This window comes from Lysinibacillus sp. NPDC047702 (genome assembly GCF_050272555.1).
Lineage (GTDB): Bacteria > Bacillota > Bacilli > Bacillales_A > Planococcaceae > Lysinibacillus.
Genome location: NZ_JBNNMG010000019.1, coordinates 53086 through 75000 on the forward strand (window position 1 = coordinate 53086; position 21915 = coordinate 75000).

23 protein-coding genes and 1 pseudogene are annotated in these 21915 nt (G+C 36.4%); 21 read left to right on the top strand and 3 right to left on the bottom strand.

Features of this window, described 5'->3' with window-relative positions:
* Positions 1 to 7: 7 nt before the first annotated feature.
* From ybeY to recO, 5 genes are all read left to right on the top strand, one after another.
* Positions 8 to 481: an rRNA maturation RNase YbeY gene (ybeY, locus tag ACQKIM_RS11630; RefSeq protein WP_427543709.1), complete on the top strand. Its 474-nt coding sequence runs from the start codon at positions 8 to 10 to the stop codon at positions 479 to 481.
* Positions 482 to 832 (top strand): diacylglycerol kinase family protein, encoded by a 351-nt coding sequence (locus ACQKIM_RS11635; protein WP_427543712.1) that lies wholly within the window; start codon positions 482 to 484, stop codon positions 830 to 832.
* Between the two features lie 72 nt (positions 833 to 904).
* Positions 905 to 1318 (top strand): cytidine deaminase, encoded by a 414-nt coding sequence (locus ACQKIM_RS11640; protein ID WP_427543715.1) that lies wholly within the window; start codon positions 905 to 907, stop codon positions 1316 to 1318.
* The gene (gene era / locus ACQKIM_RS11645; protein ID WP_427543718.1) at positions 1305 to 2222 is read left to right on the top strand and encodes a GTPase Era; all 918 of its coding nucleotides are present in this window, start codon (positions 1305 to 1307) and stop codon (positions 2220 to 2222) included. Before ACQKIM_RS11640 ends, era begins: the two co-directional genes overlap by 14 nt.
* Before the next feature lie 116 nt (positions 2223 to 2338).
* Complete coding sequence (recO, locus tag ACQKIM_RS11650) at positions 2339 to 3133, top strand: DNA repair protein RecO (protein WP_427543721.1); 795 nt, start codon at positions 2339 to 2341, stop codon at positions 3131 to 3133.
* Positions 3134 to 3158: 25 nt separating this feature from the next.
* Here the strand turns inward: recO and ACQKIM_RS11655 are convergent, their stop codons facing one another.
* Positions 3159 to 4571 (bottom strand): S-layer homology domain-containing protein, encoded by a 1413-nt coding sequence (locus ACQKIM_RS11655; RefSeq protein ID WP_427543724.1) that lies wholly within the window; start codon positions 4569 to 4571, stop codon positions 3159 to 3161.
* Between the two features lie 828 nt (positions 4572 to 5399).
* Here ACQKIM_RS11655 and ACQKIM_RS11660 point away from each other — a divergent pair.
* A complete protein-coding gene (locus ACQKIM_RS11660; RefSeq protein WP_427543727.1) occupies positions 5400 to 7118 on the top strand; it encodes an HD-GYP domain-containing protein in 1719 nt (572 codons plus the stop codon).
* Between the two features lie 184 nt (positions 7119 to 7302).
* On the opposite strand, the gene ACQKIM_RS11665 is transcribed toward ACQKIM_RS11660, so the two are convergent.
* Positions 7303 to 8688: a glycine--tRNA ligase gene (locus ACQKIM_RS11665; protein ID WP_427543730.1), complete on the bottom strand. Its 1386-nt coding sequence runs from the start codon at positions 8686 to 8688 to the stop codon at positions 7303 to 7305.
* A gap of 427 nt (positions 8689 to 9115) precedes the next feature.
* Here ACQKIM_RS11665 and ACQKIM_RS11670 point away from each other — a divergent pair, with 427 nt between their 5' ends.
* The 15 genes and pseudogenes from ACQKIM_RS11670 to ACQKIM_RS11740 form a co-directional block, all read left to right on the top strand.
* A complete protein-coding gene (locus ACQKIM_RS11670; protein ID WP_427543733.1) occupies positions 9116 to 9748 on the top strand; it encodes a helix-turn-helix transcriptional regulator in 633 nt (210 codons plus the stop codon).
* A gap of 18 nt (positions 9749 to 9766) precedes the next feature.
* Complete coding sequence (locus tag ACQKIM_RS11675; protein ID WP_427543736.1) at positions 9767 to 10579, top strand: pyruvate, water dikinase regulatory protein; 813 nt, start codon at positions 9767 to 9769, stop codon at positions 10577 to 10579.
* A 208-nt stretch (positions 10580 to 10787) separates the two neighbouring features.
* Positions 10788 to 12617 carry a DNA primase gene (gene dnaG / locus ACQKIM_RS11680; protein ID WP_427543778.1) on the top strand — a complete coding sequence of 610 codons (1830 nt, stop codon included), beginning with the start codon at positions 10788 to 10790 and terminating at the stop codon, positions 12615 to 12617.
* A gap of 32 nt (positions 12618 to 12649) precedes the next feature.
* A complete protein-coding gene (rpoD, locus tag ACQKIM_RS11685) occupies positions 12650 to 13777 on the top strand; it encodes an RNA polymerase sigma factor RpoD (RefSeq protein ID WP_283868738.1) in 1128 nt (375 codons plus the stop codon).
* Between the two features lie 310 nt (positions 13778 to 14087).
* On the top strand, positions 14088 to 14384 hold the full coding sequence (locus ACQKIM_RS11690) for a transporter suffix domain-containing protein (protein ID WP_427543739.1): 297 nt from the start codon (positions 14088 to 14090) through the stop codon (positions 14382 to 14384).
* Entirely contained in the window at positions 14359 to 14805 is a 447-nt protein-coding gene (locus ACQKIM_RS11695; protein WP_427543742.1) for a MarR family winged helix-turn-helix transcriptional regulator, read from the top strand. The genes ACQKIM_RS11690 and ACQKIM_RS11695 overlap by 26 nt, the downstream gene beginning before the upstream one ends.
* 416 nt (positions 14806 to 15221) lie before the next feature.
* Positions 15222 to 15785, top strand: coding sequence for a hypothetical protein (locus ACQKIM_RS11700; RefSeq protein WP_427543745.1), 564 nt, complete (start codon positions 15222 to 15224; stop codon positions 15783 to 15785).
* 558 nt (positions 15786 to 16343) lie between these two features.
* Positions 16344 to 16697: a c-type cytochrome gene (locus ACQKIM_RS11705; RefSeq protein ID WP_427543748.1), complete on the top strand. Its 354-nt coding sequence runs from the start codon at positions 16344 to 16346 to the stop codon at positions 16695 to 16697.
* A 164-nt stretch (positions 16698 to 16861) separates the two neighbouring features.
* Complete coding sequence (locus ACQKIM_RS11710; protein ID WP_427543751.1) at positions 16862 to 17554, top strand: tRNA (adenine(22)-N(1))-methyltransferase; 693 nt, start codon at positions 16862 to 16864, stop codon at positions 17552 to 17554.
* Between the two features lies 1 nt (position 17555).
* Positions 17556 to 18677: a Nif3-like dinuclear metal center hexameric protein gene (locus ACQKIM_RS11715; protein WP_427543754.1), complete on the top strand. Its 1122-nt coding sequence runs from the start codon at positions 17556 to 17558 to the stop codon at positions 18675 to 18677.
* A 15-nt stretch (positions 18678 to 18692) separates the two neighbouring features.
* Positions 18693 to 18917, top strand: coding sequence for a hypothetical protein (locus ACQKIM_RS11720; protein ID WP_427543757.1), 225 nt, complete (start codon positions 18693 to 18695; stop codon positions 18915 to 18917).
* 163 nt (positions 18918 to 19080) lie between these two features.
* Positions 19081 to 19329 (top strand): DUF2164 domain-containing protein, encoded by a 249-nt coding sequence (locus ACQKIM_RS11725; RefSeq protein WP_427543760.1) that lies wholly within the window; start codon positions 19081 to 19083, stop codon positions 19327 to 19329.
* A 145-nt stretch (positions 19330 to 19474) separates the two neighbouring features.
* On the top strand, positions 19475 to 20011 hold the full coding sequence (locus tag ACQKIM_RS11730; protein ID WP_427543763.1) for an NADPH-dependent FMN reductase: 537 nt from the start codon (positions 19475 to 19477) through the stop codon (positions 20009 to 20011).
* A gap of 277 nt (positions 20012 to 20288) precedes the next feature.
* Positions 20289 to 20855 carry a signal peptidase I gene (gene lepB, locus ACQKIM_RS11735; RefSeq protein WP_427543766.1) on the top strand — a complete coding sequence of 189 codons (567 nt, stop codon included), beginning with the start codon at positions 20289 to 20291 and terminating at the stop codon, positions 20853 to 20855.
* A gap of 17 nt (positions 20856 to 20872) precedes the next feature.
* Positions 20873 to 21223, top strand: a pseudogene (locus ACQKIM_RS11740) (PhzF family phenazine biosynthesis protein); the annotation flags it as partial.
* A gap of 503 nt (positions 21224 to 21726) precedes the next feature.
* Here the strand turns inward: ACQKIM_RS11740 and ACQKIM_RS11745 are convergent.
* A partial coding sequence (locus ACQKIM_RS11745) for a hypothetical protein (protein ID WP_427543769.1) occupies positions 21727 to 21915 on the bottom strand: 189 nt, incomplete at its 5' end.

Consider the following 21915-nt stretch of genomic DNA (forward strand, 5'->3'; position numbering starts at 1 on the left):
AGGATCTATGATTTTAACAATTGATTTTACAGACGAAACAAATGAAGTAGCAAAAGAGCATATGGAGCTTGTTGAGCAGCTTTTACAGCAGGCTGCAAAAATAGAAAATATTGAGCCTGAAACAGAAGTGTCGGTGACCTTTGTTACAAATGAAGCGATTCAAGAAATAAATCGAGAATATCGAGATAAGGATCAACCTACAGATGTAATTTCATTTGCCCTTGAGGAATTAGGGGAAGGCGAAATAGAAATTACCTTTGAAGGAATGCCTCGCATTTTGGGAGATATCATTATTTCAACGGATCGTACTAAAGAACAAGCACAGGAATATGGTCATTCATTTGAAAGAGAATTAGGATTTTTGGCGGTCCATGGATTCTTGCATTTACTTGGCTATGATCATATGGTGCCTGAGGATGAAAAGATTATGTTCGGTAAGCAGGATGAGATTTTACAATCTTTTGGCTTAGGACGGGATTAAATGAATGTTCGCAAATATGTACGCTCTTTTGGCTATGCCTTTATAGGGATTAAGACAGCTTATGCAGAGCAAAACTTTAAGTCACATTTGCTTAGTGCAGGAGTTGTATTGATTGCTGGCTATTTTACAGGGTTATCACGTATGGAATGGTATATTGTGCTTTTGCTAATAGCACTCATGTTTGCGCTTGAAATGGTGAACACTGCAATTGAACGTGTTGTGGATTTAGCATCACCGAATATTCATCCACTTGCAAAGCAAGCGAAAGATCTTGCGGCAGGCGCTGTACTTGTATTTGCGATATTCAGTGCTATAATCGGATTACTTATCTTTATACCGAAATGGTTTTAGCTTTAATAATTTTTCGGTCATACAGGATCAGCAAGCAAAAATTATGATTTATTTTGCAAAAGGAGAACTTTGATGACAATTGATATGCATGCATTACTAGAAGAATCAAAAAAAGCGCGTGAAAAGGCCTATGTCCCTTATTCAAAATTTAAAGTAGGCGCAGCCCTATTAACGAAAAACGGCGAGGTTATCCATGGTTGTAATATTGAAAATGCTGGCTATAGTATGACCAATTGTGCTGAACGAACGGCTTTTTTCAAGGCTGTGTCAGAAGGAATTTATGACTTTCAGGCAATTGCTATAGTTGCTGATACAGACGGACCATGTGCACCATGTGGGGCTTGTCGTCAAGTGATGATGGAGTTTTGTGCGCCATCCATGCCTGTCTATTTAACAAACTTAAAAGGTAATGTAACAGTAACGTCAGTTGGCGAATTACTGCCATTTGCATTTACAACGGAGGATTTAGAGAATGCTGGAAACTAATACTGGCTATAAGTCAGGCTTTATCTCCATTATCGGTCGACCAAATGTTGGGAAATCAACATTCTTAAACCGTGTGATTGGTCAAAAAATTGCGATTATGAGTGATAAGCCACAAACAACACGAAATAAAGTACAAGGTGTACTAACAACAAATGATAGTCAAATGATTTTTATTGATACACCTGGAATCCACAAACCTAAGCATAAGCTTGGCGATTTCATGCTTAAAGTTTCTAAAAATACATTGCGAGAAGTGGATGTTATTATGTTCATGGTCAATGCAGAGCAGAAACTTGGAAAGGGTGATGAATTCATCCTAGAAATGTTGGCAGGGAACCCAACGCCTGTCTTCCTAGTCATCAATAAAATTGATCAAATTCATCCCGATGAATTAATAGGAATCATTGAGAGCTATAAAGATCGCTATAACTTTGCGGAGATTGTTCCGATTTCAGCATTACAAGGAAATAATGTAGAGAATCTGCTAGCAACATTAACAAAATACTTGCCAGAAGGTCCGCAGTACTATCCGGCAGATCAAGTAACAGACCATCCTGAAAGATTTATTATTTCTGAGTTAATTCGTGAAAAAGTATTACACTTAACACGCGAAGAAATACCACATTCTATTGCAGTAGTCATTGAAAAGATTCGCCGAGATGAGGAAAATGAAGATAAAATTCATGTGGCAGCTACGATTATCGTGGAAAGGGATTCTCAAAAAGGCATTGTGATTGGTAAACGTGGAGCACTATTAAAAGAAGTAGGCATACGCGCACGAAAAGATATTGAGATGCTTCTTGGTTCAAAAGTGTATTTAGAGCTTTGGGTAAAGGTGCAAAAGGATTGGCGAAACAAATCAACACATTTACGTGACCTTGGTTTCCGTGATGATGAATATTAAGTGGTTATGCTGTTAGAGAAATAACAATTTAGCCCATTGATCGTTTGAATGGAGCTGTCCAAAAAATTTTGGAGAGCTCTATTTTCATGGGAAATTTGTTGAAAGGAGGAAGGCTGATGCTACATAAATGGGAAGGAATTGTTTTAAGGGTACGAGCCTATGGAGAAACCAATAAAATTGTGACTTTACTAACAAGAGAAGCAGGTAAGGTGGCAACAATGGCAAGAGGTGCTAAAAAACCTTCGAGTAGACTAGCATCTGTGACACAGCCATTTACATACGGTATGTTTATGGTCCAGCATCATACAGGTATGGGGACATTGCAACAAGGCGAGCATCTCAATTCGATGCGGCATATACGTGAAGATATCATGGCAACAGCATATGCAAGTTATATCATGGAGCTTGTTGAGCGAGTAGTGGAAGAGGGAAAAGCTGAACCATTTGCATTTGATGTCCTTTTACACGCATTGCAAGCAATTGAGGAAGGCTATGATCCTGAAGCTATTACATTGTTCGTTGAATGGAAAATGTTACCCTATACAGGTGTTCAGCCTATTTTACATGCCTGCGCAACTTGCGGTGCAGTAGATGGCGAATTTGCATTTTCCTTTGCACAGGGGGGCTTTTTATGTCATCGATGCTATCAGCGTGACCCTTACATTATTCGTCTAACGCCAACGCAACTGAAGCTAATTCGAATGTTTTACACTGTACCAATTGAACACATTGGTAAGCTGGAATTAAAAAAGGAAACAAAGTATTTTATCAAAAAAATTATTACGACCATTTATGAGGAACAAACAGGTATTCGTTTTAAGACTAAAAAATTTATCGAGCAGCTTGAAAGGACGCCAGAATTACAAGTAAGAACAAATGTTGATATAGAAAAAATGCCAGAAGACCTTTAACTGGATCTTTTGGCATTTTTTTATATTAAAATTCTTCTTCATCTTGGAAGAATTCATAATAGCTAGCCCATTTATCATCGATTTTAGCAAATTCTATATAGAGGTAGACAGTTTCACCGTTTTTACCTGTAATATGTAAAATTGCGGTACCTTCTGCTAAGGGTGTAACCTTTACTTGATTATCCTCTATGATTGCTTTAACTGCTGTGGGCTCTAAATCTAACTTTTCTAAAGCAACACTTTTCGGCTCAAACTTTAGTTGGTCGCTTGAAAAAACTAATTCATCTGTAATTTGATACAAATCAATACTTCTCACAAAATCATACGTAGTAACATCAGCTGCCATCACTTGTTGTTGATTACCGTTGGAAAATGTTAATATATATTGCCCATTTTTAAAGATAGAAATGGAGGCTGATTGATTGTTTGTTTTGAATTCATACTCTGCTGGGGATAAAGCTTGTCCATCTGTAGTTTGAATACTTACTTCAGTAGGGATAAATTTCAAATCGCTTTCCATTAAGTTAAGCGGCAAGTTCTCTACATAATCTTCTTCCTTTACTTCTTGTAAAGTTGTTTGTAGTTTGCCATTTACATTGTTAACATGAACAATATAAAAGATATCTGTAAATTCCTCTGTGTCTTCCTTAAAGCCTGTTATGACTAATTTTCCTGTTCCCTCTTTTAACGGTTTTATCGTGATGGACTCCGTCATATCATCTTCTTCATCCCATGTAAAAATATCCTCTGCAGGCTTAATGCCACCGTAAGAAGCGAAGATATAATCCTGACTGTATTGACTAGCATAAACAGTTGCGTTCCCTTGTGCATGTTCCGCACGAACTACAAACGACGCTAATTGGGAGCGCTTCACATGGCTCTGTGGACTAAAGGTTGTAGGTGTTGTACCTTTTGTGATGCTATTGGCAAAAAGAGTTTTGATAAACGGTTCGTATTCACTTCCTACCTTTACATCGGAAAATGGAATGTCAATGTCATCAGTAATGTTTAATTCGAAGCCTTTTACAATCATTTTTGACATTTGCCCGCGTGTAATATTATTTGCTGGGTGAAAATAACCATTTGAGCCACTAATGATGCCTGCGTTTGCTAAAGCTGCAATTGCACCGTAATTCTCATCGCCAGGTTGGACATCCTTAAAATGAGGATTTTTTACATGTACAGTGTCAAGCTTTAACATTCCTGCTAAAATTTTTGCGGCTTGCGTACGTGTGATTGGGTTTGCTGGTTTAAAAGTGCCATCAGGGTAGCCTGAAATAATGCCGCGTTGTGCTAAATTGATAATAGCTTTGCCTTCTTCTGTTGAAGCATTGATGTCAGGGAAAATAGTCGCAGCATTTACTGAGGGTGTAATTACAATTGCACTTGTGGCTAATGCTGAGGCCATTGCAATTTGATAGAAACGATGGGTCTTCAAGTGATTTCCTCCAAAGAAATGAAAATAAATTTTTATAGTAGTACCTTATCTTTTGTGAAAATCCCTCCATTTTTAAATTCAAACTTCCCGACGATTGAATAATTTAAGGCTGGAATGATCATACAATGTTAAATTATTGTTAATTAACATTTAAGATTAACTATAATACTTTATTTATATCAAAATGTATGTAGTGAGAATAGAGGAAATGTTATCCTTTAAAAGAGTAATTGATATATTTTGATGACTTATAAATGTAAATATAAGGTGATTATTTTATCGTAATGCTAATGTATAAACATTCTTCTGATTGATTGACAGAAAATAGTAGGACAAATTGAGCAAGAGGCTAACTTATATAGCATAAAAAAACAAAAATTTAGTTTTTTTCAGAAATAAAATTTTTAAGATATTTTTATTTAAATTTTATATAAAAGTGTTTGGAATTTCTTTTAGTAGTTCTTTAAGCATTGTTTTAGTGTCATTAATAGCAGATATTAGGTGGAGGTATTAGGTTTAAAGGTCTGTTTTTTGAATAGTTTTTAATATAATCATAGTATTAACTAATCATTCAAGACCCATATACTAGTTGAAAAGGCATTTTAACCTATGATATTGTAATAAATATAGGTTATGACATTAAAATTATTCTGGTATAATTTATACATTTAATATCCATATAAAACTAGTCCAATTCATATAGATCTGACATGCATATAAAATGTAAAACATGCCTCTATCAGCAAAGATGTTTTTTAGAACAACGCAGTCCTATGGAAGAAGGAGGGAGTCACATAATGCTAGAACATTGCGTATGTGGCAAAAAATATGCTAAGAAAAGTGACATTAAGTATTGATGAAGTTGAAGCAAATGATATTTTGGCTGAGGATATTTTTTCTGAGTATCAATTATTAGCTAAAAAAGAGTTAGTTTTAACTGATCGGATTATTGCTTTACTTAAACTTAGAAAAGTAGATGAATTAGCTGTTTATTTACCAACTGATTCAGTTCGAATTGTCCATGATTTAAGTGTTCAGCGAACAAGGGAGTATGAGGATGTCTTTGCCCCACTAATGGATAAAGAAAATAAGGTAGATGAGTATAAAGAAAAAGTAAGTACGCTATTTATGACGACATTGGAGAATGTTGTCCATGAATTACGCTATGGTCAAATATTAAAAAGCATGCAGGATACCGCTTATGTACGGGGTGTTTTTGAAAAGATTTTAGAAAAGAAAAATCGCTACGATTTACTTATGCGATTAAGAGAATGGGATGAATATTCCTTTGTCCACTCATTTGATGTATTTGTTTTGGGCACAATCTTTGCACGTTACCTAGGGTTAGCTGATATCGAAACGTTAGCACGAGGATATTTGTTCCATGACATTGGGAAAGTATTTATTCCTCAAGAAATTCTGAATCTGAAAAGAAAGTTATCGGAAGATGAATTTGAGGTAGTCAAAACTCACACAACTAAAGGCTATGAGTTACTTGTTGAAAATGGAGAAGAGGATATTGCCTATTTGGCACGTGATCACCATGAGCGCTTTGCCGGTAAAGGTTATCCAAATAAACTATGTGCGGATGAAATGAGCGATGGAGTGCAATTGCTGCAAATCATTGATGTATATTCAGCAATGACATCAAAACGTGTTTATCATACAGGGTATGCTGCAACGGATGCATTAGCTGTGTTATATCGCGATCGACAATTATATAACGAAAAGTTCATGCATAAATTTGTAGAGTGCTTAGGGATTTATCCTGTTAACTCAGTTGTCTTATTATCTGATAATCGAAGTGCTCAAGTTGAACTCGTCTATGATTTATTCCCAACGTTGCCGAAAGTTAAATTGTTGGATGAACAAACATCTATGAATTTACCTTTGAATTATAGTGTGAAAATTGTGAAAATGATTGACTATCGTGCGGATAGCTTTGAGGAAATTTTTAATTTATTTGTCGAGCAATTAATTCGCTGTGACGAAACTAATTTAAGAAACCATTTTAACAAACTAATTGATCACTTACATCCAAAAGAGATTGTTTTGAAAATCTTCTTGCCAGCCTTTCGAATACTACGTTTATTGACTAGAGAAATTCAGACAGATATGACGAAATATAGAAACTCTATTAATATACTTAAAAAATTATTGGAAGAGCAATTAAATGTTTTGTATATGGATTATCATCATGAGCAAACAACTATTTTAGTTGTAGAAACCTCGCTTCGAGAAAACTTTTTCATAAAGCTTGTACAGAGTATCTTATATATTGATAAAATTGTTCCATTCTTCATAAACCCAGGTGACGACCAGCGAATCACGCAATTAATGGAACATTGTGATGTAAATGTGGCTTATTTTATTGAGGATGAGCTCACAGTAGAAAAACGAGTTCGCCCTATGCGAGAGGGGACATTCCTCCATTATTCTCTTGTAGATATTGAGGAATTATTAGTAAGCTTGGTGGGAATGAGCATGAAAAGATTCTCCTTTGAGGAGAAGATGCAGGAGCGCTTGTTTTTTACATTAAAGGCATAGCCAAAAGGGAGCTGCAATTGGTCAGCTCCCTTTTTACGATGCTTTTATCTTCATTCAGCAGAAGACTCCCACCTTTATAGGTGATGAGATGGATGCGGTTTTGGTTCCTTTTCAGGGGTGACCAAACACCTACTGAATGAAGATAAAGCCTCCGGACGCAATTACGCCAAGGCGAAATTGATATTTAGAATTGTAGATGTTTCTCGATATATGCTTTCACATCGGCAATTGGCATACGAACTTGAGACATGGAATCGCGATGACGTACCGTTACTTGACCATCCTCTTGTGAGTCAAAGTCGTATGTGATACAGAATGGTGTTCCAATTTCATCCTGACGGCGGTAACGTTTACCAATTGATTGTGATTCATCAAAGTCAACTGGGAATGCCTTACGAAGTTCGGCCCAAACATTTGTAGCCTCATCAGATAACTTTTTAGAAAGTGGAAGGACAGCTGCTTTAAATGGTGCAATAGCAGGGTGGAAGCGTAAAACGGTACGCTTATCGTCACCTTCGAGCTCCTCCTCGTCATATGCATCACAGAGGAATGCTAATGTCACACGGTCAGCACCTAAAGAAGGTTCAATACAGTATGGAACATAGCGTTCGTTTGTAGCTGGATCAATGTAAGTAAAGTCTTCCCCAGAGTGCTCCATATGCTGTTTTAAATCGTAATCTGTACGATCAGCTACACCCCAAAGCTCACCCCAACCAAATGGGAATTTAAATTCGATATCCGTAGTAGCATTCGAGTAGTGAGATAATTCATCTTCCTCATGATCACGAAGGCGCATAGACTCTTCTTTCATTCCTAAATTTAATAACCAGTTTTTACAAAATTCCTTCCAGTATGCATGCCATTCAAGGTCTTCGCCAGGCTTACAGAAAAACTCAAGCTCCATTTGCTCAAATTCGCGAGTACGGAAAGTAAAGTTACCTGGAGTAATTTCGTTACGGAATGATTTACCGATTTGTGCAATACCAAACGGAGTACGTTTACGCATAGAGCGTTGAACGTTTTTAAAGTTCACGAAAATACCTTGTGCAGTTTCAGGACGTAAATAAATTTCATTTGTAGAAGATTCTGTTACGCCTTGGAATGTTTTAAACATTAAATTGAATTGGCGAATATCTGTGAAATCAGCCTTGCCACAATCAGGACATACCACATCATACTTAATCATTGTTTCTTTCATTTGATCGAATGTCATACCATCGACAATGATTTCATAGCCTTTCGCTAACGCAGCGTCTTCGATGATTTTATCCGCTCTATGACGTGCTTTACACGCTTTACAATCAACCATTGGATCATTAAAGTTACCAACGTGACCAGAAGCCACCCATGCTTTAGGATTCATTAAGATGGCAGCGTCTAGTCCGACATTATGCTCGGATTCTTGGACAAATTTTTGCCACCATGCTTTTTTTATATTATTTTTTAATTCTACACCTAATGGACCGTAATCCCATGTGTTTGCTAAACCTCCGTAGATTTCTGAGCCTGGGAAGACAAAACCGCGGTGCTTCGCTAATGATACGATTGTTTCCATTGATTTGTTAGCCATAATATAGCCTCCTTCAAAATTTTTCACTTTGTCTTTTTGCGGTAAAACGCCAAAGTCTTTCACTTAGTCTAGCCTAAATGAAAATAGCACCCGTCTCCGGGCACAATAAATGCCCAGGGACGAGTGCTAATACCCGCGGTTCCACCCTGATTGTTTTAAACAAACTGTTTAAAACCTCTTTTTGAAAAGTTAGCTCAGGGAGTGCCTTTTCTCTGTTACTGTGTAGACTTTCACCATCTTCTACTCGCTTTAAAATGGAACAGATACTTTTTTCCCATCATCGCCTGTATAACGCAATATTGCTCGAAAATGCATATAGAGCAAGCGTATGTGTCAATATTGTAGCATGTAGTTCTTTAATTCGCAATAATTATTAAAATAGTATATAATAATTGAGCATAAGTATAACACTATTAGATTTGAGGCGGTGAGTCCAATCGAACTCAATAAACGTCAGGAAGACATTTTACAAATTGTGAAAGAAAATGGGCCAATTACAGGCGAACATATTGCAGAACGTCTCAATCTGACAAGAGCGACTTTAAGACCAGATTTGGCTATTCTCACGATGGCAGGCTTTTTAGATGCACGACCAAGAGTTGGTTATTTCTATTCAGGAAAAAAAGCATCCGTTACATTAACGGATAGTATTAACAATTTAAAAGTGAAAGATTTTCATTCAGGACCTGTAGTTGTCCCGGAAACAATGACTGTTTATGATGCGATTTGCTTTATGTTTTCGGAGGATGTTGGTACACTCTTTGTCGTGGATAAGAATGAGTTTCTGACAGGTGTACTATCTCGTAAGGATTTACTACGTACAAGTATTGGCACACAGGATTTAAACAAAATTCCTGTACATATTATTATGACGCGAATGCCCAATATTTCGTACTGTGAGCGATCAGATTCTTTAGTTGTCGCAGCGAATAAATTAATTGACCGAGAAGTTGATTCGCTACCAGTAGTAGAACCTCAGGAGGGTGGCTTGACAATTGTAGGTCGTCTTACAAAAACGACGATTACACGTGCTTTCTTATCACTCGCGCAGAATGTCTAAATTTTGAAGGAGTGCAGCATGAAAAGACTACGCGTTTTTGTTGTATCTGATTCAGTCGGTGAAACTGGTGATCAAGTAGCGAAAGCAGTTATCAGCCAGTTTCGACCTGGTTTGGAGAACACGGTCATTAGACGTTTTCCATATATTCAATCAGAGGAGCTTATTCAAAAAATAGTTTGTCTTGCGGCCAAGCAACAGGCATTTATTGTATACACGCTAGTTCGACAGGAAATGCGTTCATTGATGCAGAAATTGTGTGAGCTAGAAAAAATTCATGCTGTTGATATATTAGGGCCAGCATTAAAAACAATGGCAACCTTTATGGAAGAATTCCCATTAGAGGCACCAGGTATTGTTCACCAGTTGGATGATGATTATTTTAAAAAAATTGAGGCTATTGAATTTGCAGTAAAATATGATGATGGCAGAGATCCGCGTGGGTTATTACAGGCTGATATTGTACTTGTTGGTGTTTCACGTACCTCCAAAACACCTTTATCACAATATTTAGCACATAAACGCTTTAAGGTGGCGAATGTACCGTTAGTACCAGAAGTGGAGCCACCTGAAGAACTATTCCAGATTGATCCAAAAAGATGTTTCGGTTTAATTATTTCTCCTGATAAATTAAACTCGATTAGAAAAGAAAGATTAATGACTTTGGGATTGAATGATGATGCTATCTATGCACAGCATAATCGTATATTAGAAGAAATCCAGCATTTTGAAAAAATCGTCGGGAGAATTGACTGTAAGGTTATTGATGTGACGAACAAGGCTGTAGAAGAAACAGCGAATGTCATTATTGAACATATCTCGACTTGTAAATAAGCATGGAATTTTGATAAACCACCTCGGTAATATGGGGCGGTTTTTTTGAGTCGCTTTTAGAAAATAGTATAGATAAAAACTAATTTTTGTTTTATAATAATAAAATTGTGGTAAAAATATTTAAAAAGAGAAAAATCCTATTTTTTTGTCGAGAATTAAAGGATTTTTAAAACGAATAGCGAATTGTGTTTTAGAACGTAAATTAAAGATGGTGATGAAATTGGCAGGGAAGATTCCAGAAGAAGTGATTGAACAGATTCGTACACAATCAGATATTGTTGATGTCATAAGCGAATACATGCAGCTTACAAAACGTGGGCGTAATTGGTTTGGTCTCTGTCCTTTTCATGGAGAACAAACACCATCTTTTTCTGTGTCATCAGACAAACAAATTTTTCATTGCTTTGGTTGTGGTGCAGGCGGTAATGCTATTACTTTTATCATGGATATTGAAGGGATTTCGTTCCCTGACGCAGTCGTGAAACTTGGTGAACGTGCTGGCATACATTTAGATGTTGGACCAACTTTACCTGATGTAACGAAAAAGATATCTAAAGCGGAAGAAAGGATGAAAGAAGCACACGCTTTTGCAGCGGATTTTTTCCACCATTTACTATTGAACACAGAAGATGGTGAAGAACCTTTAAATTATTTACTAGAAAGAGGATTTACAAGGGAACTTATCGAATCTAATAGCATTGGATGGTCTCTCCCAAGCTTTGATGCATTAACGATATTGCTTGAAAGGAAAGGTTATAACTTACAAGAAATCGCAGAAAGTGGTTTAGTCATCAAGCGAGAAGGGGAGGAACGCTATTTTGATCGATTTAGAGGGCGTATTATGTTCCCCATTCGAGATGAGAACGGTAAAATTATTGCCTTCTCAGGACGAATACTTTCATCGACTGGTGAGGAGGCAAAATATTTAAATAGTCCAGAATCACCGATTTTTCAAAAGAGCGAGGTGCTATATAACCTAGATAAAGCACGAACCTCAATTAGAAAAAATCGTCAAGTAGTATTGATGGAAGGATTTATGGATGTTTTAGCAGCAACTTCTGTTGGTGTAGCGAATGCCGTAGCTACAATGGGTACCTCGCTAACGAATCAGCATATCACAAAGCTAAAGCGCTTAGTAGAGCAGATTACGATTTGCTATGACGGTGATAATGCTGGTTTTGACGCGGCAAAAAGAGCGGCACAGCTACTGCAAGCAGAACGAATGAAAGTGAATATTGCGGTGTTACCAGATAAGCTAGATCCTGATGAGTATATCCGTGGTTTAGGCGGACAAGCTTTTAAGGAACAAATTTTGGAAAACCCACATGCGTATATTGCTTTTATGATGATGCATGCTAGACGAAATAAGAACTTTCAATTTGAAAATGATACGCTTCAATATATCCAAGAAGTCCTTGAACAACTGATTGGCAGATCCTCTCCAGTTGAACGAGATTTGTATATACGGCAGCTATCCACTGAAACAAATATCTCGGAAGAAGCTATATATGCACAATTCCGAAAGTTAGAGGCTAATCAGGTACGTTCTACAAAAGTAGAAATGCCCGTTCCGCCTTCAATGCCAGTCACGCAGCAGCAAAAGCCTATGGACGCAGCCGAACGTGCAGAACGTTTATTACTCGCTCATATGCTTCATAATATAGATGTAGTGGACAGGGTATTACGCAGTGAGCAAAAAGAGCCATTTGTCCGAGATGCCTATCTGGCAGTTTTTGTTCGCTTAGTAGGTTTTTATGAGGAATATGGTCATCCTGATTATCAGCGGTTTGTTGAGATATTGGATGACGCTGAATTACGCAAAATTGTCATGGAAGCAGCTTTAGTAGAGAGAGATCCAGACCAAGCTGAAGCAGAGGTTTCAGACTCAATACGTCAGTTGCAAAAATATAGAATTGAGCAGGAAATTCAACAAAAGATGCATGAGTCAAAGGAAGCGGAGAAGATGCATGAGTATGCGCGTGCACTTGAAATCGCCCAACAGATTATTCATTTAAGAAAATCGTTATCGGCGATTTAACCCGATTCGGTTGTTTAGAAGGAGGAAGGTTTATGGCGGACAAGTCAGAACGTTCAAAAGAGATAGAAGTAGAAATTACATTAGATGAAGCCAAAAAGTTACTGCAGGAAAAAGCGAAAACAGACGGTGAAATTTCAATGAAAGAGATTTCAGAGAAGTTAGCGCAGTATGAACTAGAAAATGAAGAGGTTTTCCACTTTGCTGAGGATCTTGAAAAGCATAAAGACATTCAAATTATTGGAAAAGAAGAATTTGAAGAAGAAAGCTTGATGAAAGAAGAAGCAAATGAAGAAACTTTTGACTTAAATGATTTGAGCGTACCACCAGGCGTAAAAATAAATGACCCTGTTCGTATGTATTTAAAAGAAATTGGTCGAGTTGATTTACTGTCTGCAGAGCAAGAAATTGCCTTAGCGGAGCGTATTGAGCAAGGCGACGAGGAAGCACGCAAACGACTAGCGGAAGCAAACCTACGACTTGTTGTTTCGATTGCGAAGCGTTACGTAGGAAGAGGTATGCTATTCCTTGACTTAATTCAAGAGGGAAATATGGGTCTTATTAAGGCGGTTGAGAAATTTGACTACCGCAAAGGCTTTAAATTCTCCACGTATGCTACATGGTGGATTCGCCAAGCAATCACACGCGCAATTGCTGACCAAGCACGTACGATTCGTATACCAGTGCATATGGTAGAAACAATTAATAAATTAATTCGTGTACAGCGCCAATTATTACAGGACTTAGGTCGCGAACCATCTCCAGAAGAAATTGGGGAAGAAATGGATTTAACACCTGAAAAGGTACGTGAAATTTTAAAAATAGCTCAAGAACCAGTATCTCTTGAAACACCAATTGGAGAAGAAGATGATTCACATTTAGGTGACTTTATTGAGGATTCTGAAGCTCAATCTCCATCTGACCATGCAGCATATGAATTATTAAAAGAGCAATTAGAGGATGTGTTAGATACATTAACTGACCGTGAAGAAAATGTTCTTCGTTTACGCTTTGGTTTAGATGATGGTCGCACACGTACATTAGAAGAAGTAGGGAAAGTATTTGGTGTAACTCGTGAACGTATTCGCCAAATAGAAGCAAAGGCGCTTAGAAAATTACGCCACCCTTCTCGCAGTAAACGTTTAAAAGATTTCTTAGAATAAACATGAAAAATGGAGCTGACTGATTGGTGATAACTAATTGGTTGGCTCTTTTTTATCTTGATTCAGCAATTTTTTATTGTGCGAAAGTGAAGCAACAGCAACAAATCTTTACTGTGCGAAAGCGAAGCGACACGACACGACACGACACGACAAATGTTTTTGTACCGACAGCGAAGTGTCAGATACAGAATACTTTTTATATAATAAATTAATTTTTTAACAATACATTTTCAAAGTCTTGTAATCAAACAGCCTTCCGTATATAATTTAGTTAACTTAACTAAATTATACTAGATGCGGAGGCTTGACATTGGAAAAAGAGCTAGTTGTAAACGAGAATAAACAAAAGAAACCATTTCTTTTTAAAATTGGAATAGGGCTTCTAATCCTTTATCCTATACTTTGGGGGCTTGCAGCCATTGTACCATTTACCCCATTTTCAACTCACATAAAGGCTACAGTTATTACAGCATGTATAGTAGTGGGAGAAATCTTTTTTTTGATAGGTGTTGCATTTGTTGGGAAAGAAGTGGTGACCAAATATAAAAGTAAGTTAAACCCAAAAAACTGGAGAAGAAAAGATGACAGACAAAAGTATAAAGAATGAAAATATAGCTAAAAAAATCAATCAAACACTTGAAGAACTATGGGTGTTACTTGAAACAAAGGAAAGGAACTATACGAATTTTCAATTAAATAATCAACAATACACATTATTAACATTAATTATTCGGTACCCATCATCCACTCCAACAGAGTTGGCAGAAATAATGAATATAACAAAGAGTGCGATTAGCCAACAGTTAGTAAAACTTGAAGCGGAAAGATATATTATTAGAAAGCAACATATGAATGATAAGCGTACATTTTCAGTTGAACTAGGCGAAAAGGGTTTATTGTATAAAAAAGAATGTGACATATTTATGCAACAGGTTTCTGAAAAATATTATGCAAGTTTATTACCTGAAGAATTATCAAATTTATTATCAGCACTTCTAAAGCTAACGAAAGTAATTGATAAACTGTAGTGTTTATCAAACGAAGTATTTATGTTTGTGGACAACCACACTTAAACTATCGGGTGCTCTAATTATTTTTTTGTATTAACACATTTTTGGAGAAAAATCATCCAATTTTAAAGAGCCTTTCTACAGTAAAATTATAGAAAGGCTCTTTTAAAATTAAATAACTATATTATCACTTTACATGACACGGATTTTGAAGGAAGCTTTTCGGGCGAGCTCAAAAATCCGGACACAATTACGCTGGGGGTAATTGATTGTATGGAAATAATAATAAATTGACAAACTGAGCGTGCTTAAAAATACATAATTAGCATGAGTTAAATCGAATATTTTTGTTACTTTCTACAGATGTGCTTTTAAGAATTGTGAGATAAAATTGTAATAACAACCATTATTAAGCAATGTTTGGAGCAAATACTATGACAAATCCTCGGAAAAAAATAATCTTAAATGAGATTTTGTTTTGGAAGCAGAATAAACTATTACCAGAGCATTACTGCGACTTTTTAGCAGCTCTTTATGCAGAGGGAGCTAATGTAGAGGAGTTAGATCCTGTGCATCATAAGCAAGCAGTGTTACCCTCAGAAAAGAGAAAAATGTATCTTTTAATAGTGGGTATAAGTATTGCCATAATTGCTCTTCTATCTATCTATTTTACAATTACCTCCTTAACACTAATTTTAACAGTTATAGTAGGAATAGTTGCACTTATCTTATTCATTATGGCATTTCGAATGGTACAAAAAAATAATCTATTAACACCCATTTTTCACTTGTTAGCAGCTGTTTTATTGTTTAGTATGTCTATTCGAATTTACACTACATATTTCAATGGAAATAATATAGCTTTATTTTGCTTAATTGCAGCAAATTGCGGAGTTTGGCTTTGGTCAGGCATTAAAATGAAGCTACTGTATTATACAGTCTCTGGAGTTTTAGGACTTTTAGCATTGATCGGTTATTATATCATAAATTTATTATGAAACATTGAAGAATCTATACGCTTTTTAGCGATAGATTCTTTTTATCTTGATTCAGCGGATTTCACGGATTTTGTAGGGAAGCTTTCGAATAAGCTTTAAAAAATTCGAACGCAAGTACGTTGGGGCTTAATTGATGCGTAATGTTTTTCTAAAAAAGTAGTATGACTTTTTTAAAAAAGGATTTTAGAAAAAATACATGAAAAAAGCAGAATTTATAATATATTAAGATAATAGTATGACTTATTCAATTTGATGATTTTAAAGATAAATGTTCATTGTAGAAAAATATATTTTTAAGTATATGTAAGTGGACAAAGTGGAAAGCTAACTACAAGAAAGAAGAGCAAAGATCAATTGTTAAATGGTGTTAGATGGACCGAAAATTGGTGATGGCAAGACATATTTTATCCAATAGATACAGAAATGTCGAATTTGTTACAAACAAAGGAAAACTTAGCGAATAGGGCTTTTCGTTTCTTGGTTAATGCAGTACAATATTAGATGTTGACTGATTCTATATTATAATAGAAGTAGATTTACAATGAGGAGGGGAAACATATGAAAAACAATCCAGTCGTTCCTTACATCTTAATTTTGGCATTTGGTATTGGTCTTATTTTCTTCATGTCTTTAACAGGCGCAGAGAACAAAAAAGAAATTGCTGCTGAAAAAGAAGGCGGTGGCGAAACTACAGAGGCTACTGATGATGGTTCTGCATTAGTACAAACTTGTGTTGGCTGTCATGGTGGTGATTTATCTGGTGGCGCAGTGGGTCCAAACCTACATGGCTTAGATGAGGCTCGTATCGTAGACGTATTAACGAACGGTATTGAAGGTACGCCAATGACACCTGGAATGAAAAACGAAGCGGAAGCAAAAGCAATCGCTGAGTACATTTCAACTCTAAAATAATTTGAAAAGTAGCTGTACTGAAAGCGTTTAACGTAATTAGTACAGCTATATTTATTTATGTTAATAAACAATGGGGTTGCTCAAAATAGAGACAACTCCATTTGTTTTTTTGCATGATTTCATACATACTATTAAAGGACTCTATATAAGGCAGGCGGGAAAACATGAATGCACAAAAACTATCAAAACGATTAGAAACAGTAGCGAAATTTGTTCCAACAGGTGCGATTGTAGCTGATATTGGCAGTGACCATGCATATTTGCCATGCTACTTAATTCATAAGGGAATTGCCTCTTATGCCGTAGCAGGGGAAGTTGTAAAGGGACCTTATGAATCAGCAGTTGGACAGGTACAAAAAGAAGGTTTATCAGAAAAAATTAAGGTTCGACTTGCCAATGGCCTAGCAGCAGTAGAAAAAGATGATCACATAGATACTGTCACAATTGCTGGAATGGGTGGACCTCTCATTGTATCAATTTTAGAAAAGCATCCAGAAAAGCTACTTGGAGTTACGCGACTTATTTTACAACCAAATATTCATGCCAAGGTGATTCGTGAGTGGGCTTTAACACATAATTGGGCAATTCTTGACGAAGAGATTTTAGAGGAAGATGATAAAATTTATGAAATACTTGTTTTACAAAGAAGTCAAATGGAGCTAACGGAGCTGGAAATTTTAGTTGGACCAAAATTAATGCAGCGAAAATCAGCAACTTTTATAAAAAAATGGTCACGTGAAAAGGAAAATTGGCAGCGTGTATTACAGTCTATTGAAGGGGCAGATCAAACGCCTGAAATTGACGAAAAACGTGCAGAACTAAGTACTTTAATTCGATTAGTGGAGGGAGTTCTGTGAGATGAAAATCGTAAATGGACAAGAGATTATTCAATTATTTGAATCATGGTCACCTCAAAAGCTTGCTTGTATGGACAATGATCCAATTGGGCTTGCGATTGGTACATTAAACAAACCTGTAAAAAAAATATTAGTTACATTAGATGTGAATGAAGCTGTGGCAGACGAAGCCATTGCCCAGGGCTGTGAGCTTATAATAGCCCATCATCCTCCTATCTTTAGACGTTTAGCGAATATTCGTACGGATCATCCTGCTGGGCGTTTATATGAGAAGCTTCTAAAAAACGATATTGCCGTGTATGCAGCACATACTAATCTCGATGTAGCTGAAGGCGGTGTCAACGACTTATTAGCAGATGCACTTCAGCTTAAAAATCGTTCCATTTTAGAGGAAACGTATGCAGAAAATTTGTTAAAGCTAGCTGTTTTTATTCCAACTGCCAATGCCAAAGATTTGCGCGAAGCATTAGCGAAAGCGGGAGCAGGTCGTATAGGTGATTATGAAGCCTGTAGTTATACAACTATGGGAGAAGGGCGTTTTCGTGCACTAGCAGATGCCAATCCGTATGTAGGTTCAATAGGGGAAATCCATGTTGAAGAAGAAGTGAAAGTAGAGGTTGTATTGCCCGAATCTATTAAAAATCGTGTATTGAAAGCTATGTTACATGCACATCCATATGAGGAGCCAGCCTATGATATTATTCGCTTAGACCAGCAGACAAATGTTATGGGATTAGGGCGGGTAGGCTACTTGCAACAGGAATTATCGTTACATGATTTTGCGCAATTCGTGAAGCAGCAGCTAGATGTACCCGCTGTTCGTGTTGTCGGTGATTTACAGTCGAAAGTAAAAAAAGTAGCACTTGTTGGTGGGGATGGAAATAAATATATTTATGCTGCTAAGCGTGCAGGCGCAGATGTATTTTTAACGGGGGATATGTATTTCCATACGGCACAGGATGCACAGTCAATAGGCTTGCAGATTGTAGATCCTGGTCATCATGTTGAAAAAGTTATGATTGCGGGCGTAGCGAAAAAGATGACAAAAATGTGTGAAGATAAAAAATATACGGTTGAATTTGTACAATCTACTATTCACACAGAACCATTTCTATTCGTATAAGAGAGGGGAATAAATGTGGCAAGTGATAGGCCTACAGCCAACAAGGCTGGGAAGTTATGGATAATGATTGGTTTAATGATTGCTGTATTTGGTGTAGGGATGACATTGATGACAAATTCACTAAATGCCAAAAAAATTGATGCCATGACAGAGCAGTGTGAAAAAGATGGTGGAGAAGCTATTGTCTCTAAGGATAAGAATTTTCTATCAACAAGCTATTCTTTTAAATGTGAACAGTAAATAAAGAAAGAGATATTGGAGAATGTTGAATTAAACAGAAATCATTTGTAATGGATACAAATATTTTTAAAAAGGCTGAATTATATCGATTTAATTCAGTCTTTATCTGTATATAGATATAGTTTATAGTGTTTTGTTGTTGAAATAGTAGAGGAGTGTTTTCATGTTTATTCGACTGACTAAAGAGCAGCAAGAATTAGTTATAGCAGATATACAACAATTCTTCTATAACAATCGAGACGAGGATATTACAGAATTTGAAGCGGAGAGAGTATTTGATTTTATAAAGGAATACATTGCTCCACATATATATAATGCAGCTATCTCTGATGCAAAATATACGATAGAAAGACAATATGCCTCGATGGAGGATGAGCTTGCAGCATTAGAAAGACCCATTAAGATAAAATAAACGGATGACTATTGTTTTTTTGTGTGTCACGTTTTGAATAAAGCAAAGCATTCCTGTACAGCATGTTTAGAGTGCTAATTTTATTCAGTTGGAATACTAATGAATAATTGGAGCTACTAATTTTGGGATGGAAGAGAGGCGCATGGTGTTGAAAATAGGAATTATTTTAGGAAGTACGCGTGAAGGCCGTTTAAGTCCACAGGTAGGCGAATGGGTAAAGAAAGTAGCTGAAAAACGTAGTGATGCAGACTATGAAGTCATTGATATTGCTGATTTTAAGCTACCACTCCTAGGCGAGGCAGGAGGAGATGCTTCTGGCGTTGCTGCATGGTCTCAAAGAGTTGTAGCTTGTGATGGCTTTGTATTTATTGTTGCAGAATATAACCATTCCATTACGGGGGCATTAAAAAATGCGTTAGATTACTTACGTGAGGAATGGAATAACAAGGCTGCTGGAATTGTTTCGTATGGCTCTGTAGGCGGAGCAAGGGCAGCTGAACATTTACGCGGCATTCTAGGTGAATTATTAGTAGCGGATGTTCGTGTACATCCCGCACTATCTTTATTTACAGATTTTGAAAATGGTACAACATTTAAACCAAAAGATGTACAGGCAGACTCTGTAAACCAAATGTTAGATCAGCTTATTCCTTGGGCAACGGCATTAAAAACAATTCGATAAGAGTGTAAGCAGTATGTTCAGTAAGTGTACATACTGCTTTCTATATGCAATGAATATCTTGGGAAATGATTGTTCCTAGCTTGTCATAAACCATTTTTCGCAAAATAGGGCTGTATGGAAGGTATGACTATATGAATGTTCTGGCAATATATAAAAAAACCAGAATTTCGTACTGAATTTTAGTTTTTTTAGAAATACATGGAACTTTTCTTGTGGTAGATTCGTATCCATTAATATAAGATAATTAATTGAAATAAGAAGAATTGAGGTGTGAGATGTGGCACAAAAACAAAATCAAAATGAGCTTTGGGCTTGGATTAAAGCAATCGGATTAGCTATTATTTTTACGATGGGTATCCGCTATTTTATTTTTTCTCCTGTAGCTGTAGAAGGAGCCTCCATGATGCCAACCTTTGAAGATGGTGATAAAGTTATCGTAAATAAAGTAGGACCGAAAATTTCAAGTTATCAACGCTTTGATGTGATTGTCTTTAAAGCAAACGAAGAAGAAAATTATATTAAGAGAATTATCGGGTTACCAGGAGATCATGTAGCTTATAAAGACGATGCTTTGTACATAAACGGAAAGGCCTACGAAGAGCCATATTTAACAAAGTATAAAGAAGCATTGCTGGATAAAGGCGATTTTACATATGATTTTACTTTAGAGGAGCAATTAGGTGAAATGACTGTGCCAGAAGGGCATTTTTTCGTTCTTGGTGATAATCGTCGAAGAAGTATAGATAGCCGAGATCAAAAAGTCGGATTTGTTGCACAGCATGAAATTTTGGGGACAGCAGGTTTTGTATTATGGCCATTTGATCGAATTGGTAGTACACACTAGCTAGTAGAAAAGAGGAAATGAAAAAAATGGTGACGGTCTATCATTATGATGCATTTAGTACAATTCCTAATAAGGGGAATCCAGCAGGTGTTGTAGTGGAGGGAGATGCCTTTAACGATGATGAGATGCAGGCGATTGCAAAGCAAGTAGGCTTTAATGAAACAGCATTTGCTCTAAAATCTGAGCGAGCAGATTTACGAATACGTTATTTTACGCCAGGCCATGAAGTAAATTTGTGTGGACATGCCACAATGGCAACGATTTATGCGCTAAAAACTAAAGGTCTATTAGAGAATAAGCGAGTTTTTACTATTGAAACAAAGGCTGGCATCCTTACAATTGAAATAACGGAGCAAAAATCAGGAGAAATTTGAATACACAGGCACAATAATAGCACCAATAATTGCTCATTTCACTTGGAATACAATTGGAGCGATTATATTTGGTGGTGTTTCTTTGGCAAGTGATTATCCAAATCTCTTAAACAGTACGTTTCAAGGAAATCCATTACTATAAGGTGGCATCTATAAAATTGAAGGCAGTATTATTGTATTAGCTGTTAATTTAATTCTAATTACATACTTGTTTATATTAAATAAAAGAGTTTCTAGCCAATATGAATAAGCGTACTTCTACAATTAAGTATGATTGTGAAACTTCACATTTCTAAATGATCAAATTTTTTATGATCCGTTTTAATCATTTATTTTCAAACGTAAATTGCAATATCAAGTTAGACACTTTTTTTAATACATCCCATGTCCGTATATTTTCTGTTCCTTTTCACTTTCATGTTTATTGTCTGTCGGTCTGCCAATTGGTTAAAACAGGGTTCTGGCGTAACGGAAAGGGCTTGCCCCTTGAAGTGGAGTCAGGTTCCTGTTAAATTGGCGGAAAGACCGATAGACAATAAACTCCCATTAACCCTAGGACAAGAGTTGGTTGATTCATGTCTTCTTACGCTAGATTCTCTTAATCTCTTTAATTCTTCCTCAAACATCTCATGCGGTGTTTTGAATCCATGTATTCGTCGTGGCAAGTGGTTCATTTTATCTTCTAC

Excerpts from the sequence above, each read along its gene's own strand:
- rpoD (WP_283868738.1), top strand. The coding sequence starts at position 12,650 with ATGGCGGACAAGTCAGAACGTTCAAAAGAGATAGAAGTAGAAATTACA.
- ACQKIM_RS11700 (WP_427543745.1), top strand. The coding sequence starts at position 15,222 with ATGACAAATCCTCGGAAAAAAATAATCTTAAATGAGATTTTGTTTTGG.
- recO (WP_427543721.1), top strand. The coding sequence starts at position 2,339 with ATGCTACATAAATGGGAAGGAATTGTTTTAAGGGTACGAGCCTATGGA.
- ACQKIM_RS11660 (WP_427543727.1), top strand. The coding sequence starts at position 5,400 with ATGCTAAGAAAAGTGACATTAAGTATTGATGAAGTTGAAGCAAATGAT.
- ACQKIM_RS11710 (WP_427543751.1), top strand. The coding sequence starts at position 16,862 with ATGAATGCACAAAAACTATCAAAACGATTAGAAACAGTAGCGAAATTT.
- ACQKIM_RS11705 (WP_427543748.1), top strand. The coding sequence starts at position 16,344 with ATGAAAAACAATCCAGTCGTTCCTTACATCTTAATTTTGGCATTTGGT.
- dnaG (WP_427543778.1), top strand. The coding sequence starts at position 10,788 with ATGGTGATGAAATTGGCAGGGAAGATTCCAGAAGAAGTGATTGAACAG.
- ACQKIM_RS11695 (WP_427543742.1), top strand. The coding sequence starts at position 14,359 with ATGACAGACAAAAGTATAAAGAATGAAAATATAGCTAAAAAAATCAAT.
- ACQKIM_RS11640 (WP_427543715.1), top strand. The coding sequence starts at position 905 with ATGACAATTGATATGCATGCATTACTAGAAGAATCAAAAAAAGCGCGT.
- ACQKIM_RS11665 (WP_427543730.1), bottom strand. The coding sequence starts at position 8,688 with ATGGCTAACAAATCAATGGAAACAATCGTATCATTAGCGAAGCACCGC.
- ACQKIM_RS11635 (WP_427543712.1), top strand. The coding sequence starts at position 482 with ATGAATGTTCGCAAATATGTACGCTCTTTTGGCTATGCCTTTATAGGG.
- era (WP_427543718.1), top strand. The coding sequence starts at position 1,305 with ATGCTGGAAACTAATACTGGCTATAAGTCAGGCTTTATCTCCATTATC.
- ybeY (WP_427543709.1), top strand. The coding sequence starts at position 8 with ATGATTTTAACAATTGATTTTACAGACGAAACAAATGAAGTAGCAAAA.
- ACQKIM_RS11725 (WP_427543760.1), top strand. The coding sequence starts at position 19,081 with ATGTTTATTCGACTGACTAAAGAGCAGCAAGAATTAGTTATAGCAGAT.
- ACQKIM_RS11675 (WP_427543736.1), top strand. The coding sequence starts at position 9,767 with ATGAAAAGACTACGCGTTTTTGTTGTATCTGATTCAGTCGGTGAAACT.
- ACQKIM_RS11715 (WP_427543754.1), top strand. The coding sequence starts at position 17,556 with ATGAAAATCGTAAATGGACAAGAGATTATTCAATTATTTGAATCATGG.